This is a genomic window from Nocardia uniformis NBRC 13702 (assembly GCF_001613345.1).
In the GTDB taxonomy this organism is placed as follows: domain Bacteria; phylum Actinomycetota; class Actinomycetes; order Mycobacteriales; family Mycobacteriaceae; genus Nocardia; species Nocardia uniformis.
In genome coordinates this window covers 1-18,214 of the sequence record NZ_BDCE01000035.1, presented here as the reverse complement: position 1 = coordinate 18,214, position 18,214 = coordinate 1, and the positions used below count along the sequence as shown (strand labels likewise).

At 65.9% G+C, this 18,214-nt stretch carries 18 protein-coding genes; 9 read left to right on the top strand and 9 right to left on the bottom strand.

Annotation, left to right across the window (positions count from 1 at the left end; translation table 11 throughout):
- Positions 1 to 107: 107 nt before the first annotated feature.
- Positions 108 to 1,577: an HNH endonuclease signature motif containing protein gene (locus NU1_RS10045; RefSeq protein ID WP_067519661.1), complete on the top strand. Its 1,470-nt coding sequence runs from the start codon at positions 108 to 110 to the stop codon at positions 1,575 to 1,577.
- Here the strand turns inward: NU1_RS10045 and NU1_RS43990 are convergent.
- The 3 genes from NU1_RS43990 to NU1_RS10035 are packed head-to-tail and all read right to left on the bottom strand — an operon-like array spanning position 1,550 to position 2,636.
- On the bottom strand, positions 1,550 to 1,894 hold the full coding sequence (locus NU1_RS43990) for a DUF397 domain-containing protein (protein WP_084521149.1): 345 nt from the start codon (positions 1,892 to 1,894) through the stop codon (positions 1,550 to 1,552). The two genes, NU1_RS10045 and NU1_RS43990, sit on opposite strands and share 28 nt — an antisense overlap.
- A 27-nt stretch (positions 1,895 to 1,921) precedes the next feature.
- Positions 1,922 to 2,128: a DUF397 domain-containing protein gene (locus NU1_RS10040; protein ID WP_067519659.1), complete on the bottom strand. Its 207-nt coding sequence runs from the start codon at positions 2,126 to 2,128 to the stop codon at positions 1,922 to 1,924.
- A complete protein-coding gene (locus NU1_RS10035; RefSeq protein ID WP_281221095.1) occupies positions 2,118 to 2,636 on the bottom strand; it encodes a DUF5753 domain-containing protein in 519 nt (172 codons plus the stop codon). The genes NU1_RS10040 and NU1_RS10035 overlap by 11 nt, the downstream gene beginning before the upstream one ends.
- A gap of 223 nt (positions 2,637 to 2,859) precedes the next feature.
- Here NU1_RS10035 and NU1_RS10030 point away from each other — a divergent pair, with 223 nt between their 5' ends.
- Complete coding sequence (locus NU1_RS10030; RefSeq protein WP_067519656.1) at positions 2,860 to 4,311, top strand: flavin-containing monooxygenase; 1,452 nt, start codon at positions 2,860 to 2,862, stop codon at positions 4,309 to 4,311.
- A gap of 39 nt (positions 4,312 to 4,350) precedes the next feature.
- Positions 4,351 to 4,737: a DUF4377 domain-containing protein gene (locus tag NU1_RS10025; RefSeq protein ID WP_067519680.1), complete on the top strand. Its 387-nt coding sequence runs from the start codon at positions 4,351 to 4,353 to the stop codon at positions 4,735 to 4,737.
- Here NU1_RS10025 and NU1_RS10020 read toward each other — a convergent pair whose 3' ends face one another.
- Entirely contained in the window at positions 4,738 to 5,652 is a 915-nt protein-coding gene (locus NU1_RS10020; RefSeq protein ID WP_067519654.1) for a cation diffusion facilitator family transporter, read from the bottom strand.
- Positions 5,653 to 5,830: 178 nt separating this feature from the next.
- On the opposite strand from NU1_RS10020, the gene NU1_RS10015 reads away from it, so the two are divergent.
- From NU1_RS10015 to NU1_RS10005, 3 genes are all read left to right on the top strand, one after another.
- On the top strand, positions 5,831 to 7,915 hold the full coding sequence (locus tag NU1_RS10015; protein ID WP_067519653.1) for an ABC transporter ATP-binding protein: 2,085 nt from the start codon (positions 5,831 to 5,833) through the stop codon (positions 7,913 to 7,915).
- The gene (locus NU1_RS10010; RefSeq protein WP_067519651.1) at positions 7,912 to 8,673 is read left to right on the top strand and encodes a CbiQ family ECF transporter T component; all 762 of its coding nucleotides are present in this window, start codon (positions 7,912 to 7,914) and stop codon (positions 8,671 to 8,673) included. Before NU1_RS10015 ends, NU1_RS10010 begins: the two co-directional genes overlap by 4 nt.
- A 220-nt stretch (positions 8,674 to 8,893) precedes the next feature.
- A complete protein-coding gene (locus NU1_RS10005; RefSeq protein WP_067519649.1) occupies positions 8,894 to 9,520 on the top strand; it encodes a DUF8020 domain-containing protein in 627 nt (208 codons plus the stop codon).
- A gap of 182 nt (positions 9,521 to 9,702) precedes the next feature.
- Here the strand turns inward: NU1_RS10005 and NU1_RS10000 are convergent, their stop codons facing one another.
- Entirely contained in the window at positions 9,703 to 10,893 is a 1,191-nt protein-coding gene (locus NU1_RS10000) for a lipase family protein (RefSeq protein ID WP_169815030.1), read from the bottom strand.
- Between the two features lie 396 nt (positions 10,894 to 11,289).
- On the opposite strand from NU1_RS10000, the gene NU1_RS09995 reads away from it, so the two are divergent.
- Entirely contained in the window at positions 11,290 to 12,369 is a 1,080-nt protein-coding gene (locus NU1_RS09995; protein WP_067519646.1) for an AraC family transcriptional regulator, read from the top strand.
- Here NU1_RS09995 and NU1_RS09990 read toward each other — a convergent pair.
- The 4 genes from NU1_RS09990 to NU1_RS09975 all read right to left on the bottom strand — a co-directional run bounded on the left by NU1_RS09990 (position 12,350) and on the right by NU1_RS09975 (position 16,322).
- Positions 12,350 to 13,135, bottom strand: a complete 786-nt coding sequence (locus NU1_RS09990) for a metallophosphoesterase (protein ID WP_067519678.1) — start codon at positions 13,133 to 13,135, stop codon at positions 12,350 to 12,352. The genes NU1_RS09995 and NU1_RS09990 overlap by 20 nt on opposite strands.
- 129 nt (positions 13,136 to 13,264) lie before the next feature.
- Complete coding sequence (locus NU1_RS09985) at positions 13,265 to 14,047, bottom strand: RluA family pseudouridine synthase (RefSeq protein WP_067519644.1); 783 nt, start codon at positions 14,045 to 14,047, stop codon at positions 13,265 to 13,267.
- Positions 14,048 to 14,092: 45 nt separating this feature from the next.
- On the bottom strand, positions 14,093 to 15,445 hold the full coding sequence (locus tag NU1_RS09980) for a WS/DGAT/MGAT family O-acyltransferase (RefSeq protein WP_067519643.1): 1,353 nt from the start codon (positions 15,443 to 15,445) through the stop codon (positions 14,093 to 14,095).
- 91 nt (positions 15,446 to 15,536) lie between these two features.
- The gene (locus NU1_RS09975) at positions 15,537 to 16,322 is read right to left on the bottom strand and encodes a HalD/BesD family halogenase (protein WP_067519641.1); all 786 of its coding nucleotides are present in this window, start codon (positions 16,320 to 16,322) and stop codon (positions 15,537 to 15,539) included.
- Between the two features lie 375 nt (positions 16,323 to 16,697).
- Between NU1_RS09975 and NU1_RS09970 the strand changes: the two genes are divergently transcribed.
- Together NU1_RS09970 and NU1_RS43135 are read left to right on the top strand one after the other, a co-directional pair.
- Positions 16,698 to 17,819 (top strand): lipase family protein, encoded by a 1,122-nt coding sequence (locus NU1_RS09970; RefSeq protein WP_084521145.1) that lies wholly within the window; start codon positions 16,698 to 16,700, stop codon positions 17,817 to 17,819.
- A gap of 242 nt (positions 17,820 to 18,061) precedes the next feature.
- The coding region (locus NU1_RS43135) for a hypothetical protein (protein WP_169815029.1) at positions 18,062 to 18,214 on the top strand (153 nt) is incomplete at its 3' end.

Below are 18,214 nucleotides of genomic sequence, written 5' to 3'. Positions count from 1 at the left end.
CGTGGCGGGATCCGAATCGGTCGCATGATCAGTTGCGACACGCGAAAGTGCTGGTGGTAGCGTATTTTCGCTAGCGTGTCGCTCGGCGGGCGGGATATAATTCGAACATGCATTCGACACCCGCCCTGATCGCCGACCCGGCGATGGTCGCGGCGCTGTCGATGCTCGAGGCCGGCCTTGCCGAGCTGCGGGCGGCTCGCACGGATAACCTGTCGAATCCGGAACGGTTGGCGGTGCTGCAACGGGTCGAAACCGTGGTGCGGGCACTGCCGGGGATCGGTTTGCAAGTGCTTGCGCAGCTGCACGAGCAGTGGGGCGCTGGCGATTTCGCCACCAACAGCCTCATCGACACCCTCGCCGACGGGCTGCGGATCAGTCCCATCGAAGCCCGCGCCCGCTGGCGCGCCTCCGACGACCTCGCCCACCACACCGATATCACCGGGGAGTTACTCGATCCGCCCATGCCCGACACCGCGGCCGCGCAATGCGAAGGCGTGATCGGCGGGGCGCACGTGAAGATCATTCGTGAAGCGCTGCACCACCTTCCATCCACTGTCGACGCCGAAACGAAAACCCTCGCCGAGGCCGAACTCGCTCAACACGCGCGCACCCTGCGCCCGGACCAACTGCGCAAGGCCGCCGACCGTCTCGAGGCCTACCTCAACCCCGACGGCACCTTCTCCGATCTCGACCGGGCACGGCGACGGTCGTTGCGGGTCGGCAAGCAGGGCCCGGATCTGATGAGTGTGTGCACCCTGATCGCCGATCCGGAACTGCGCGCCTACCTGGATGCCATGCTCGCCAAAGCCGCGAAGCCGGGATACGGCAACCCCGACGATATTGCTCCGTGCCTGGAGGATGAGCCCGATCCCGATGCGGTGCACCGTGATCGGCGTACCCCCGCCCAACGCCAGCACGACGCGTTGAAGGCCGTCCTGCGTGACACCCTCGCCTCCGGGCGTCTCGGCCAGCACCGTGGATTGCCGGTGACGGTGATCGTGTCGACCACCCTCGCCGAACTCGAGGCCGCCGGCCAGGAGGCGGTCGCGGAGACCGCCGACGCCACCGCGCCGTTCGCGACCGGGGTGCCGGTGGTGACCGGGGGTGGGAGCCTGCTGCCGATGCGGGACCTGCTGCGAATGGGCGCGCACGCCCGCCACTATCTGGCGGTGTTCGACAATGACGGTCGACCGATCTACCTGGGACGGTCCAAGCGGCTGGGTTCGGTCGATCAACGAATCGTGTTGCACGCCCGCGATATCGGCTGCACCTTCCCTGGCTGCGGCAAACCCGGGTATCTGTGCCAGGCCCATCACCGCACCGAGTGGCGCAGCGGTGGGCGCACCGACGCCGACCAGCTGACGTTGGTGTGCGAACCACACCACCGCCTCGCCGGGGTCACCAACACCGACTGGTCGGCCGGTGCCGCACCGCCAGGGCATCGGCTAGCCGGTCGGACGCAATGGATTCCGCCCGATTATTGCGACCGCCAACGCAGGCCGCGGATGAATCACTTCCATCATCCGGGGGAGTACCTGACGCCGGCCGGTCACGAGGGTCCACACCCCACCCTGTGAGTTCCAGCCGGCAGGCTATTTCGCAATGACGTCGGTCGTCGAACCACTGAGGCGGCGTCGTTCAGCCGCCCCATCGCCGATACCAGATTCAAAATGCCCGAGCGACGCCTTACCGGGCGGTCGAAGCGGCCGGCCTGTACGCCAGCAGTGAAGGAGTCCCACATGGTTGGGGTGAAGGTCAGCGCCGGGCCGGCGGGGTTCTTCGAGTCGCGGACGCCGACCTTGCTGTTTTCGAGGAAGGCGACGTCGACGCAGTCGGATCCCCCTTGGCTGTAGCTCGATTTGAACCACGCCACTCCGGTTAGGTCGCCGTTCACAACACGCATACTCCTTCGCTGCCTGCCTTACGGGCGGTCGAAGCGGCCGGCCTGTACGCCAGCAGTGAAGGCGCCCCACATGGTTGGGGTGAAGGTCAGCGCCGGGCCGCTGGGGTTCTTCGAGTCGCGGACGCCCACCTCGCCGCTTTCGAGGAAGGCGACCTCGATGCAGTCCTGTCCCCCCGAGCTGTGGCTGGACTTGTACCACTTCGCCAGGCTCAGCTCAACGGTCACTGTCGTGCTCCCTTGCTATCTCTCGGATCATGTCGCGGCTTGGGCGTGGGTCCAAGGTCGCGAGCTGGACCTTCCCGAACGCTTCACGGTACATCCGAACCTCGGTCGGCCGCTCGAAGTACATTGCCCCAGCGAAGCTTTCGGCGAATACCACCGTCGGTTCAGACAGCTTCCCACGGGCGTCACGCCCGAACTGGAAGATGATGAAGGGGGTGAGGGGCATGCCCAGCGGAAACCCGGCCCGGAAGGGCAGTACGCGCACCTCGATGTTCTCGCGGGTGCTCAGGTTCGCGACATGTCGTAACTGGGCCGCCATCACCTTCCGATCGCCGACGATCGTTCGTAGTGCCGACTCATGGAGAACCACCATCGCGTCAGCGGGATGACGCTGACGCAAGATCACATGCTGGCGCTGTGTCCGCAACTCCACGCGGCGGTCGAGTTCGGACTCCGAATCGGCTGGGAAGTAGGTCCGATCCAAAGCGCGCGCATAGTCTGCAGTCTGCAGTAGTCCACGTGATCACCGTGGATACCGAAGAGACCTACGCCCGGTGGATCATCCCTCCGGACGCACCCGCTGACATGGGTACGCGGTAACCGGTCACTCTCACCGCCAGGCGCTGCGACGCCCTGACTCACCCCGAAGTCGCAGCTCAGGTTGACCGGAAATCTCGCCGCTACCGCCCCCGCTGCTCCTAGAGTGGAGGCGGGTTCAACGCGAGGAGCTGCGCATGCCGTCGATCATTATTATCGGGGCCGGATTCGGTGGGCTCGGCATGGCCATGGAATTGCAGCGTAATGGGTTTTATGAGTTCACCATTCTTGAAAAGGCCGCTGACCTGGGCGGGGTATGGCGGGAGAACACCTATCCCGGGGCCGCGTGTGATGTGCCCTCGCCGCTGTACTCGTACTCTTTCGAGCCCAAACCGGATTGGCCGCAGCGGTATTCGAAGCGGGCGGATATCCAGGCCTATATTCACGGGGTGGCCGAGCGGCACGGGCTCGTCGAGCGGATCGTGTTCGGGGCCGAGGTCAGTGAGGCGCAGTTCGATGACAGCAGTGGGCAGTGGACGGTGCTCACGACCGATGGCACGGTGCGGACCGCGGACATCCTGATTCCCGCGGTCGGGCAGCTGTCGCGTCCCGCCTGGCCTGCTATCGCCGGAATCGACACCTTCGACGGGCAGTCCTTCCATTCGGCGCTGTGGGATCACGGCGTCGATTTGACCGGGAAGCGCGTGGCCTGCATCGGAACCGGAGCCAGCGCTATTCAATACATTCCGGAGATTCAGCCGGAGGTCGAGCACCTCACGCTGTTCCAGCGCACCGCCGCGTGGGTATTGCCCAAGTTCGATACCGACTACAAACCCGTGCACCACCGGGTCCTGCGGAAGATCCCGGGAATGCCGCTGGCGGAACGGGTCTCGTGGTGGCTGATCGGCGAGACCGTGGGGCTGGGCCTGGTGGAGTTCCCCGGAATCGTGAAGGTGGTGTCGCGGATCGCGGAGAAGCATCTGGAGGAGCAGGTGCCGGATCCGGAGCTGCGGGCCAAACTGACGCCCGACTATCCGATCGGCTGCAAGCGCGGATTGTTCTCCAACGACTACTTCCCTGCGCTGGCCGAACCCAATGTGGATGTGGTGACCACCGCCATCAGCGAGATCGTCCCCGAGGGGGTGCGCACCGCCGACGGCACCGTCTATCCGGCGGACGTCATCATCTATGGGACCGGGTTCAAGGGCACGGAATTCCTGTGGCCCATGAAGATTCGCGGGCGCGGTGGACGCAATCTCTCCGACGCGTGGGCCGACGGAGCGCACGCCTACCTGGGGATTACCGTGCCGGAGTTCCCGAATATGTTCCTGGTGTACGGCCCCAATACCAATCTCGGGGTGGGGTCCATTATCTACATGCTCGAATCGCAGGCGCGCTACATCCGCGGCGCGGTGCAGATGGTGGCAGAGCGCCCGGGGAGCCGGTTGGAGGTGCGGTCGGAGTCCGAGCGGGCCTACAACGACGCCCTGCAGGAGCGACTCGCGCTCACCCCGTGGAACTTCTGCACCAGCTGGTATCGCACGGCCTCGGGAAAGATCACCAATAACTGGCCCGGCACCACCCGCAGCTACCGTCGGCGCACCCGCAGGGTGAACCGGGAGGACTACTACCTGACCCGCGTCGACTGAATCCGCTGACTACCGGTGCGGGTATGGCATATTCGCGCCATGCGCCTCCGCTCACGGCTTGTCGTCGCGGCCGCTCTCCTCACGGCCTTCCCCTTGTTCGCGGCCTGTTCGAAGGATGCCGCCGATCCGAACGCATCGGCCACCGGTGTCACCAGCACGGTCCCCGCGACGGAGGTCTTCGATATCTACATCGCCGACCAGTTGGTGCCGTGCGCCGGGGTCGCCCCGATGGAGTGCCTCCAGGTCCGCCGTGACCCCGACTCGCCGTGGGAGCTGCACTACTTCGGCATCGAGGGCTTCGACTTCGAACCGGGATACACCTACCACCTCGAGGTGGAGGAACGGCCGTGGGTGAATCCACCCGCCGACGCACCCTCGGCAACCTGGCATCTGGTGCGGGTCATCTCGAAAGAGCCCGCCCCGTAACTACCAGGACAGCTCCTCGCACCGGCGGGCCGAATCCGCGCCCTCGACCTGCAGGGTGGCGTGCTCGATATGGAAGTCGTGCGCCAGCACGTGCTGCGAAGCTTTCAGCACATCATCTCCGGTGTGTCCGGCCTCGACGGTGATATGCGCCGACGCCACCTCCATACCGGAGGTCAGCGTCCACACGTGCAGATCGTGCACATCCGCGACACCCGGCACGGCCTGTAGCGCCGCCGCGACCTGCTCCACGTCCAGGCCCTCGGGGCTGTGCTGGAACAGGATTCGCAGTGACTTCTTGGCCAGCACATAGGTGCGCGGCAGCACCCACAGACCGATGGCCACACCGACGATCATGTCCGCGTACCGCCATCCGGTGGTGAGGGTGATGATCGCCGAGATGAGCACACCGACCGACCCGATGAGATCGGCGAAGACCTCTAGGTACGCGCCGCGCATATTCAGGCTTTCCTTCGCGCCCGACCGCAGTAGCAGCGCAGACGCGATATTGGCCACCAGGCCCAGTACACCCACGATGAGCACCGGCCAGCCCGGTACCTCCGGCGGCTCACCGATCCGCGCGATCGCCTCGTAGAGCACGTACATGGCGACACCGAACAGCAGCACCGCATTGGCCAGCGCCGCCAGCACCTCCGCGCGGTAGTAGCCGAAGGTGCGGGTGAAGGTCGGCCGACTGCGTTTGGCCAGCAGAATGGCCGATAACGCCATGCTGATGCCGACGACATCGGTCAGCATGTGCGCCGCGTCGGAGAGCAGGGCCAGCGAGGAAGTCCAGGCGGCCACCACGAATTCGGCCACCATGAACACGATCGCGATACCCAGCGCCATCACCAGACGGCTCAGATACTTACCCGATGCGCTCTCCGGCGTTATGCCGTGCGAATGATCATGTCCCACGATGATCCAACCTATGCACAGTTGCGCATGAATGCAATACGTAGCGGTGAGTTCCCGGTCACCAGCCTCGGTAATTCCACCCGCACACGGGTCGAAACCGGTCGAGCGGGCGGCGGCCTCCGGACCGACACCGTGCCGGTCGCACCTAGTGGGGGTACGTACACGGCAGACTGGGGGCGTGACCGTTTCGCCCCAACCTCCCCTTCCGCACGGCCCATTGCGGCCCATCGAGCTCGCGACCGGCGCGGTACTGGGCGGTGCGACCGTCGGCTTGGTGACCGTCGGATCGGTGGTGCCCTTCGCGGCGGCCCTGCAATTGGTGGCGGCCGTGCCGATGGGGTTGCTGGCCTATCGCCATCGGTTTCGGGCGCTGAGCTCCGCCGCCATCGCCGCCACGCTGGTGACCTTCGTGGCCGCCGGAATCGTGCCCGCGCTGAATCTGCTCTCGGTCGGAGTGATCGGCGGCATCATCGGCATCGTCAAGCGGCGACACGGTGGCCTGTTCGCGGTGCTCGGACTGTCGTTGCTGGCCGGATTGGCTGGGGCATTGTTCTCCGTCGGAATGCTGCTGCTGTTCTCCCGGGCACGCCAATTGCTGTTCGACACTATCCGCAATACCGCGGGCGGCGTGGAAAATCTGGCGGCGCGCCAATCGGCACTGGAACCGCTCGGCCGCGCCGTCGCCGACTTCACCGATATCGTGCTGCGCTGGTGGTGGGCCTGGATCGGCGGTGGCGTCGTGGCCGGGGTCCTGGTCAGCGGCATTGTCTCCTGGTACGTCCTCGGGGCGGTGCTGGATCGGCTGGCCTGGCTGCCGGGACGCGATCTGCTGGACGCCCCGGCCGACGATCGGCCGGTCGCACCGTTGCCGGTTACCCTGCGGGACGTGTCATTCCGGTATCCGGGGGCGCGCACCGACGCGCTGTCCGGCATCGACATGGCCGTGCGAATCGGCGAGTTCGTCGCGGTGGTCGGCCACAATGGCTCCGGAAAGTCCACGCTCACAAGGATTCTCGCGGGACGACCGCCCACCTCGGGGACCGTGACCCGGCCCGGATCGGCGGGACTCGGCGTAACCGGCGGCACCGCACTGGTTTTGCAACGACCCGAGAGTCAGACCCTGGGTGTGCTGGTCGCCGACGATGTGGTGTGGGGCTTGCCCACCGAGATCGCCGCGACCGTCGATATCAATGGTCTGCTGCGCGAGGTCGGGCTCGATGGAATGGGCGGCGCGGAAACCGCCACCCTCTCCGGCGGCCAGCAACAGCGGCTCGCCGTGGCCGCCGCGCTGGCACGGCGACCCACGCTGCTGATCGCCGACGAGGCCACCGCCATGATCGATCCCGGCGGGCGACGCGACCTGGTGGCGCTGCTGGCCGAACTGCCGAGGCGGCACGAGATGGCGGTCGTGCTGGTCACCCATCACGAAGCTGATGCGGCCGCGGCCAATCGCGTAATCCATCTGCGGGACGGTCGCGCCGTCGATCATCTGCCCGCCTGGCCGCGACCGGTGCACGAGCCTCGGCGTCGTCCGATGGGCGATGTCATTCTGGAATTGCGCGATGTGCGCCATACCTACAATCGCCGAACCCCGTGGGAGGCACCGGCACTGCACGGCGTGAACCTGGAGGTGCGGCGCGGGGAGGCGCTGCTCATCGTGGGCGGCAATGGCTCCGGCAAATCCACCCTCGCGTGGATTATGGCCGGGCTGACCATTCCCAGCGGCGGTAGCTGTGTGCTGCGCGAACCCACATCGGTCAAGCCGACGAATCGGCGAATCGGGGCCGTGCAGTTGGCTTTCCAGCATTCGCGCCTGCAACTTCAGCGCCAGACCGTCGGCGCGGAGATCGAGGATTGGGGCGGGCACGGCACCCTGGCCGTCAGCCGCGCTCTCGACGCCGTGCGCCTGGATCGCCGCCTCACCGGGCGCTCGATCGAGGAACTCAGCGGCGGCCAGGCCAAACGGGTGGTGCTGGGCGCCATCGCCGCCCGCCGCCCGCAGGTGGTGGTGCTGGACGAACCGCTCGCCGGACTCGATCCGGAGGGTCGCGCCGATGTGGTGGAACTGCTTGCCCGACTGCGTGATTCCGGGCTGACCCTGATTGTCATCTCACATGATGTCGAGGATATGGCAGTGCTGTGCGACCGCGCCGTGCACTTGATCGACGGACGGATACCCGAGACCGAATCACCCGCACTACCCTTCCCCGCGCCCTACCACCCGATGAACCACCCCACGCACCGGCCGGAGGCACGCCGATGAGCAGTCTGATCCTGCGCGAGGTCCCCGTCGACAGCCCGGTACACCGCCTCTGGGCCGGTACCAAGATGATCGCGGCCTTCGCCATCAGCGTGCTGCTGATGTTCATCCCGTCCTGGTCGACGCTGGGTATCTGCGTGGCCTTCCTGGTCGCGGTGTGGTTCACGGCGCGACTGCCGCTGGGCACCCTGCCGCGCTTCCCCTGGTGGTTCTGGGCCGGGCTGCTGCTCGGCGGGCTGCTCAATGTCCCCATGGGGGGATCGGCGGTACTGCGCTACCTCAATATCGCGGCACTCGGGCTCATCTTGCTGAGCACCTCCTTCCTCATCGCCTGGACCACCTCACTGGGCGATATCGCGCCCGCCCTCGCGAAACTCGGTACACCCCTGCGCCGTCTCGGGTGGACACGCAAGGGCGTGCGGCACACCGTGCCGGTGGATGAATGGGCGGTGGTGGTGGCGCTGACCCTGCGCGGACTGCCGCTGCTACTGGAGGAGATGCGCATCCTGCGGGCCGCGCGCAAACTGCGTCCGCGCGACGGGATGCTCTCGCGCGCAGCGGAGAATCCCCTCGCTGACATTCTCACCGCGGCGCTGGCGGTCTCCACCCGACGTGCGGGCGAGCTCGGCGAGGCCATTACAGCACGCGGCGGTACCGGTGAATTGGCCGCGTATCCAAGCAATCCCGGTAGGCGGGACATATTCGCTTTGGCTATCGTAGCCGCCGTCGGTGCGGCCGCGATAGTTATCGACATACTCTGACCTGGCCCGATTGTGCTGGGCCCCAGGCTTTTTCCAAAAGTCCATCGGACTGCGTCGAAAATGCCTACGGCGTGTCGGTACCTCACGCTACCGTGACCAGTTGAAGATCGGTGCGGAACGAGATGCGTACCGCATCATGGCTTCATACGTCCAGGGGTGAGGAATCAGGCGTGTGAAGCGAGCGTTACTCGACACACCTGATGAAGATTGGAACACCGAGATGTTGCGTAAGATCACTGCCGTCGCCGCACCTGTAATCACGGCACTGGCCATCGGCACGGGCGCCATGGGAACCGCGCACGCCGAGCTGCCCGATGTGGGCTACGAGGCCAACCTGGTCGGCAATACCGTCGTCACCACACTGACCAATGGGTCCTTCCAGCTGGCCGGAAGTACGGTGAACATCAACGACGCCGCGGGCAATACGCTGGTGACCCTCCCGCTGTCCTTCCAGCAGGACGGCCTGGAGTACTCGCTGCCGCACAATGTCAGCGGTGATGGCAGCACGCTGTCGCTGACCGCGGTCAAGGATGTCTCCACGGCGCGCCCGGCCGGTATCCGGCCGGTGGCCTCCACCCAGGAGAACCTGGAGGCACAGCAAACCTTCGTCAGCCAGTTCGGTATCGCCACCGCCATCGGTGGCTTCATCGGCACCGCGATCGGTGCGCTGGTCGGCCTGACCGGCATTGTCGGCGGCCCGACCGTGGTCGCCAGCGTTATCGCCGGTGCGGCCATCGGCGGCATTATCGGCACCCTGGTGGTCGGCGGCCCGACACTGATCATCGCGGGTATCGACCTGATCAATACTCTGATGGCACCTCCCGGCACCACCAAGTTCGCGCGCTGATCGGACCCATCGGGTTCGCGCGCTGATCGGATTGCGGGTCGCGCACCGTGCGGTACGTCCCACGGTGCGCGACCCGTACTGCACTACTGAGATCGGCGTCGCTATGTCGCCTGGCCATCTCGTCATTCCGGCGGGGGTATGCCGACACTGCGGCTTCAACCTCGATAACGCGTGGTATCGCGCTAACGCGTCGTACAGCCTTGCGGGGCAGGGATTCCGGCGAATCTGTCGGACAGATAGCTCATCGCGCCAATGGATTCCACCAGGGCGGCGGGATTATGTCCCGGCACTCCGGAGTGCACCGAGGTGACGGTCGCACCGCCCGCGCAGTAGCGGTCGCGCAGGGCGGTGAAGGCCGCCACGGGAGTCACGTCGTCACTGGTGCTGTGATACAGGTACAGCGGCACGTCGGGAATGGCCCCGCCCAATTCCTGCCGCGCTGCGGTCGCTTCGAATACCGGGTGCGACAACAGGTTCGGAACCGACGAGTAGTCGTCCATCCGCGTGAACAGATAGCGCACCACCAGATCCACCCCGCAGGCATCGACCTCCTGCGCCAACGCTGCCCGGCCCCGATCATTGAGCAGTTCCATCATTCCCGAGCCGGGATCATTGCGGGTCAGGGCCAGCACTATCAGCATGGCCAATCCGGCCTGCAATTCACCATCCACGCCCCGAGCCAATTCCGGGATATTCGCTGGCACACCACCGGCACTCACGCCTGACAGCCACAGATCGGGTGCGTACGTCGCTCGCAGCTGCGCCGCCCACAGTGTCGCGAACGCACCACCGGAATACCCCCACGCGCCGATCGGGCTACTGGCGGTTATGCCGAGCGGTGGAAAGTCACGCGCGGCCCGAATCCCATCCAGCACACCGCGTCCCGAGGTAATGCCGTCGAAGAATCGCGATTGCGGCCCTTGATAATCCGACACCACCACCGCCCACCCGCGACGCAGCGACTCGGTCAGGAACGGTACATCCAACAGGGTGTGGACGATTGAGAAGTCCCGCCCGCCCCGCAGCGCATACGAAGGCGCGCAACGTGTTCCGAGACTGTCCTCGGCGATCTGATAGGACAGCAGTGGCCGATCACCGCCGCCACTCCACTGCCCAGGCGGCACTATGACCGTGGCCACCTCGGCCACCGCCTGCCCCAGGGAATCCGTACTCCGGTACTGCACCTGCCAACCGGCAACCGGCAATGGCAACCCGAATACCGCGATCGGCCGCGAATTCAAGATCGCGCCATTCCCGAACTGCGCCAACGACTCCGGCGGCGCATAGAACGGATCGGCGTCCGGCACCGGAATCTGCGGCCGCGCCATCGGCGCCACAGCGGCCGTCAAGGCGATGGCCACCGCGATAAGCACCCCCCACCAACACCTACGGCCGCACACGAACCCACGAACCCGTACGCCGCCCTGCCGCATCCCGCCTCCAGCGTCATATCAACCGACGCTCCGGGCACCCCAGGTCCGGTCGCACCAACCTACGTCCAGCGCATCGGAGCTTCAACGTACTTCGGCTATCATCCCCGGTCAAGGCCACTTCCGTGCTCCGATTGCCCAGAGTTGCGGCTTTGGCGCGGGTTACCGCATCGCAGAACCTGGGCGGTGAGGGCGCCCGCAGGCTCACCACCGCCCCGCGAGCCACCGGCTGGACAGTCGGACGCCGTCTGCACGTCGAACGCCGGGTGAGCCCGGATTCGCTCGGTCGCGAGGTGTGGAAATCTGGTTCAGATTGAGATTTTCGGCCATACTCGGGTTATGACGACCGTGCAGGAACCGGAGATCAGCGATTGGGACTTCCCGCGTGGGGGCGCGAGTGCGGCGTTGATGGTGGGTTTCGCGCGGGAGCGGGGGGTGTCGGCGGGGCGGATGTTGCAGGGGACCGGGCTTACCGAGCAGACCCTCGCGGACCCCGATGTGCAGATCGACGCGCATATCGAGCTGGCGGTTATTCGGAATCTGGTGCGTGAGCTGGGGGATGGGCCGCTGCTGGGGGTGGAGGTGGGGCGGCGGTACCGGATCACCACCTTCGGGATCTTCGGGTTCGCGTGTGTGAGCAGTCCTACTCTGGGGGAGGCGATTTCGTTCGCACTGCGGTATCTGGAATTGAGCTTCACATTCTGCATTCCGGTAGCGCGGTTCCAGCCGGGGGAGTTCGTGGCCCGGGTGCACGATGAGCGGGTTCCGGCCGATGTGCGGCGGTTCCTGGTGCAGCGCGATGTGACGGCCATGCATCAGATGCTCTGTGACCTGCTGGGGCGGCGGGTGGAACTGGTGCGGGCGGAATTCGATTTCGCACAGCCGCCGAATGTCGAATTGTTGACCGAGATCTACGGTGTGCTACCGCGTTTCGAGCAACCGCACAACCTGTTCGCGCTGAATCCGACCGAGCTGGAGCAACCGCTGCCGCAGGCCAATGAGTCGACCTGGGCCATGTGTTTGGCGCAGTGCCGGGACCTGGTGTCGCGACGACGGGCCCGGACGGGGATCGCGGCCGAGGTGCGCGAGCGTCTGGTTCCGCGCGGCGGGGTGGACGGTTTCGCCGCGCCGCTCGGAATCGACGCGGTGGCAAGGGACCTCAATATGAGCACCCGCACCCTGCGGCGTCATCTGGATGCCGCGGGTACCAGTTATCGGGCGCTGCTCGATGAGGTGCGTCGCGCGCTGGCGGAGGAAATGCTCACGGCCACACCGCTATCGGTGAGCGATGTGGCCATTCGGCTGGGATATGCGGAGGCGTCGACCTTTATCCACGCCTTCAAGCGCTGGACCGATACGACGCCGTCGGCCTATCGCCGCACCCGGGCCGAGCGCGCGATTACTCCAGCGGTTCGCTGAGCGAGCCGCCCATGGGCACCGGCCGCAGGGCGGTCAGCAGGCGGCCGTCTGCGATGAAGTGGAAGAACAGCGCGGGGTCGGTGGCGTAATCGATCGGTACGTGGCCGGGGGCCGAGACCTCCCATTCGTTGCCGATGAACGAGGAGACGCTCGGTGCGACGGCCAGGGGCTTTCCGGCGAAGACGGTGGTGATGGGGACGTGCGCGTGACCGGTGAGCACACCGACAATGCGGTCGTCACCGGATACGATTTCGGCCAGCCGTTCCGGATTGGTGAGCCGGATGGGATCGACCACCGTCGAATGGATCGCCACCGGCGGATGGTGCAGGGCCAGCACCACCGAGTCGTCGGCGGGAGTGGCGGCGAGCAGATCGGTGAGCCAGGTGAGGGTGTCGTCATCGAGCAGCCCCTCGGGCTTGCCGGGAATACTGGAATCCAGCAGTACCAGCGTCAGGCCCTTGACGCGGTGCACCTGATTGATCGGCTTGGGGCTGGGGGTCTGGCCGAAGAGGACCTCGCGCATGGTGCTTCGATCGTCGTGATTGCCGGGGAGAATGAGCACCGGTACATCCGCACCGTCGAGCAGCGCGACGCGAGCCTGTGCGTACTCCTCGGCACGACCCTCGTCGGCGATATCACCGGAAACGATAATGGCGTCGGGGCGCTGCGGCAGATCCGCGAGGAAGGCCATGACCCGTTCGGCGCGTTCGCTATTGCGGCCGTGGGTGTTGAAGTGGGTGTCGCTCAGATGTGCCAACAGAGCCATCGGCATTCGCTTTCTGCAGTGGATCGCGCCATTGCGCCCGACGTGCCACGGGGGACACCATTTCCAGGTTAGTTGACCTGCTGGTGGCGGGTCTCGGTGAGTCTCGCCACCGAATATATCGTTTGCCTATCAAAGATTTCGGGTAGGGGTGGTCAGTGCGACGGCTCGCCCCAGCAGAGCGGCGGGATCGGTGGTGACGGGTATCGCACCCACCGCCCAGAAGTCCGCCTCGGGCACCGCCTCGAGATCCAGCACCGGGGGAGTCCGCCACGACGCGTCCAGTCGCAACCGCCACGAATGCAGGTGGGTGCGCGGATACGCACCCGACCTGTCGAAGAGCGGATCGCCGACGATGGGATGGCCGATCCAGGCCAGATGCACCCGAATCTGGTGGCGCCGACCCGAAATCGGGCGCAGTGCCAGGACGGTGTGCTCATCGGTGGCCGCAAGGGCGGCGAATTCGGTCACCGACGGATAGTTCTTCCCCGCCAGCACATCGGCCTCGTCCACCCGCCAGGTATCGCCATCGCGTCGAATGCTCTCGCGCGGCGCGGCGATCCGTACCCGGTTCTTGCGGCCCACACTCAGGGGTAGATCGATGACCCCGCGCTCGGGCAGTCCGGTGGACGCGGTAATGGCCAGATACGCCTTCTCGGCGGTGCGCTTGTTGAACTGCCGGGTGAGCTCCCCGTGCGCGGCGAGCTCCTTGGCCATCAGCACCAGTCCGGAGGTCACCTTGTCGATGCGATGCACCGGGTACAGCGTCTCGCCCTGTGCCGCAGCCATTTCCACCATATCGGTGTCGTGCCGCTCCCCGGTAACCGAGATCCCGGCGGGCTTGTTCAGCGCCAGCACCGCCGCGTCCTCCGCGACCAGACACCGTTCCCGCAGCTGCGCCCACTCGAAATCCACCGCATCAGCCTAGAGCGCGCTCCCGCGTCCCCGGGCATCCGACCGTCAGGCGATAGCTTTCTCGAGTTCGGCCAGCCCGTCCTCCAGATGGCCGGGGAGCCGGTCCAGATCGGGCACCGTGCGGCGGCAGCCGACAATGCCGAAGTCGAGATTGTCCCCATTGGTGGTGAGGGTGATATTCATGGCCTGGCTCTCGAAGGGAATCGACAGCGGGTGATTGCTGTCGAGGCGCGCACCCTGGAAGTAGACGGGCTTGCGCGGGCCGGGCACATTCGAGATCACCAGGTTGAACGGCATTCGCGGCAGGGCGTCGAAACCCGGCACCAGCGAGACGCCCAATGGGGCCATCAGCAAAGCGGACAGCGCCATCGCTTCTATCTGGGGCAGCTGGGTGAAGATCTGCTTGGCATTGCGCATAGAAGCGCTAATGGTTCGTAGTCGCGCCAGCGGATCCGCGATATCGGTGCCGAGATTGCACAGGCAGGCCGCGACCATATTCCCATCGGATTCGGCGTCGACGTGGCGAATATTGACCGGCACCATGGCGATCAACGGTGCGTCCGGCAGTCCGTCGTGCTCGATGAGATAGGTGCGCAGCGCGGCCGAACTCATGGCGAGCACCACGTCATTGATGGTGGCCCCGGTGGCATGCCGAATCGCATTGATCCGCTCCAGTGGCCAGGACCGGACCGCGATGCGACGCGCGCCGCCGATGGGCACATTGAACATGGTGGGCGGCGCGCTCATCGGTAGCTCCAGCCGGCCGTCGAGCACGCCGCGCAGTGGTCCGACGGCGGCCCTGGCGGTGGTGATAATGCGTGGCAACGCGCTTCGCGCCTGCTGCCACGAGCTTTCGGCGGCGGGATGGTCACCGCCCGGCGCACTCATGGCCCACGGCACCCGTAGTCGGGTATCGAACGGATCGTCGGTGAAGGTGCGCTGGAGTAGTCGCATGGCCGAGACGCCGTCGATGAGCGCGTGGTGGATTTTGATGTAGACCGCGAAACGTCCGTCGTCGAGCCCCTCGATCAGTCGCGCCTCCCAGAGCGGCCGATGCCGGTCCAGCAGTTGACCGTGTAGTCGCGCGGTCAGATCCAGCAGTTCCGGCACGCCACCCGGTGCGGGCAGGGCGGAACGGCGCAGGTGGTAGCGCAGATCCACCTCACCGGCATGGTCCCAGGCCACACTGGAGAAGCCACCCAGCAGTCCTCGACTGGGTTTGCGACGGAATCGGGTGCGGACCTCGTCCGCCGACACCATGGCCTCGTAGAGGTCGCGGGTGAATTCCGGCCCCGCGTCGGCGGGCGGTTCGAAGATCTGGAGCCCGCCCACATGCATGGGATGTTCGCGCGATTCAACGGCCAGAAATATTGCGTCGAGTGGGTTGAGAAGATCCATAGGTGTCATCGCCTGTACCGGTGGGGCAGAGCTGCCCAGAGGATACGGTCCGGCGACACTGCCCCCCGCTGTGTATCGGTGAATTAGGTTATCACTGTCTGTGATCCGTCATTACCCGTAGAACTGGAACGAAACGTCCCACCGGTGTGTTCTCTGATTGCCCGGCGGCCCGCGCCGCGTCCGGCCGATCGAGATCGGCGCGGGTGGCGAAGCACATGCTCATGATGGTGCGGCGACCGTGTTCGAACGGATAGACGCGGTGCAGGGTGCTCGCGGTGCGCATGAGGTAGAGGTCGCCGGGATGTAACTCCCAAGAGTGGATCGGGTTTCGGGTCAGGGTGCGGTGCACGTCGGGGAACTGCCGGTCCCGATGCGTGTGCGCGACGGTCTGAACGAATCCGCCCTCCTCCAGCGGTGGACACTCCACCACCAGTACGAGTGCGAAAGAGTAGTCGTCCCAATGCCATTGGGGGAGCTCGTCGTGGTGGACGCGAGTCACCGCATATCGCCGCGGTTCCGGGCAGGGCAGCACGGATTCGGCCGCCACCACGGACAGATTGCGCCGCAACACATCGCAGTCGTAGAGCTGTGGAATCAGATTCGCGTGCGTCGCGATGGCCTGTGGCGGGACCTCGATCCGGTGACGTGGCGGATCGTCGACCGGTTCGGTACCGCCGGGCAGTAATTCACCCCAGTGTCTGTGGTGCTCGACGAGTTCCAATGCCTCCGCGGCCAGCGCCCGCTTCACCTGATGCGGTAGGAGGAAGCCCAGCCGCGCCATTCCGGTTTCGGCGAGCCGGTTGCGTGAATGCAGTAGCGCGGCCGGATCGACCCCGATCAGATGACGACGTGCCGTCTCCAGCGTGCTGTGTTGCACCGGATACGTCCTTCCACCCGGCCGCACCGCGACCGGTTCGACGAAGGGTGGGCCGCGACCCCCGACTCAACCCGTACCCGATTGTAATCGCCTGTCTCGCAATGATTCTAAGAATTCCCTGCGATCTTCACCCAGGCGTGACCCACTCGGGGGTTCGCGGGCGGCGACACCGAATCGTTCCTCACCGTCCATTAAACCGCGAGAGTATCTGTATATCGATGTCTCACGTTCTAGACCTTCTCGTGTCATCATGATCGAAGGGGAGGGAGTTCCCTGCAATGAAATCGACCTCGCGGCCGAAATACATTGCGTCAGCAGTAGTGCGGGTAGGGCCAGCGGCACCGGTCCGCCCGGATCTCGAAAGGCGGATCAACGATGACCGCGCCCATCAGCCTCCCCGACTACGCCGCTGCGCCCGGAAAATTGCTGGAAGCCCGCCCCACGAGGGCGTACCTGCTTCCCGGTCTGAGACTTCCGGCCCGCGCGTGGTACATCCGCTACACATCCACCGATGTGCACGGTAAACCCATCGAGGTCACCGGAACCGTGCTGGTGCCGCGCACCCCGTACACCGACGGCCCGCGCCCACTGCTCGGCTACGCGGTCGGCACCCAGGGGCTGGCCGATATGGCCGCCTCCGCGTCCTGGCAGCTGCGCCTCGGCATCGAGTACGAGGGTCTGTTCATTCAGCAGGCGCTGCGGCGCGGCTGGGCGGTCGCGATAACCGACTACCCCGGTCTGGGCAATAACGGCACCCACCCGTATGTCATGGGCCGGGCGCTGGGCCCCGCCGTGCTCGACAGCATGCGCGCGGCCCGCCAATTGGCCGCGGCCGGCCTGGATTCCGACGGCCCACTCGCCATCTGCGGTTATTCCGAGGGGGGCTGCGCGGCGGGTTGGGCGCTGCAACTACAGCCCAGCTATGCCCCCGAGCTGACGCTGGTCGGCGGTGCGGTCGGTTCCCCACCGGCCGATCTGGAGGGCATGTTCGAGGCCCATGACGGCAAGCTCTTCGCCTTCCTGCTCATCTGGGCGGTGCTCGGTATCGACGGCGCGTATCCGGAACTCGATGTGCTGTCGAATCTGAAGCCCACCGGACGCCTGCTCGCGGCGGTGCTGCGGCGCGCTCATGTGGTGCCCGGTTTCGCGCTCGGTATGGGTTACGGGGCGCTGCTGCCCACGCAGTCCAACCGGTTCGTGCACCGCCATCCGCTGGAGATTCCGGAGGTGCTCGCGCGGTTGCGTGAAAATCGCCTGGGCGCCATCGCGCCCGCCGCCCCGATCCTCGTCGGTGCGGGCACCCGCGAGCAGATCGTGCCGTTCAGTCAGACCTCCCAGCTCTTCGAGGACTGGCGTGGCCTGGGCGTGGACATCACCATGCACACCATGCCCGGGCTCGAACACCTCACCGGCGCATTCGGCTTCGCCCCCAGGGCCTTCGGGTTCCTCGCATCCCGTTTCGCCGAGAACCGGATCGCCAGCCCGCTCAGCGCATAGAACTCGGTCGAGGCGGGTATCCGCCGTCCCGCCGTGCCTTTGGCCGGAATCCACCGCTGGTCAGGTGGTGGATTCCGGCCAAAAGTATGCCGGAATGATGAGGGGTGAATCTTCCAGTTCGGTTGCTTTTCGGCCGGTTCGGAGTGTTTTCGGAAATGATCGGTTTGCTGTAGGTACGCTGTGCGCCGTTCATGGTGGCTCTGACGGACCGTCCGATGCGGAGCCCTCCCGAGGAGGATGTGGTGACTGCCGTAGCTCCGAAACCCGAACAGAATCTCGAGGCCGTCCGGCCATACCCGGCGCGTACGGGGCCGAAGGGCTCGTTTCTGTATCGGGCGGTCACCACGACCGACCCGAAGATGCTCGGCCAGATGTACCTCTTCACCGCCATGTCG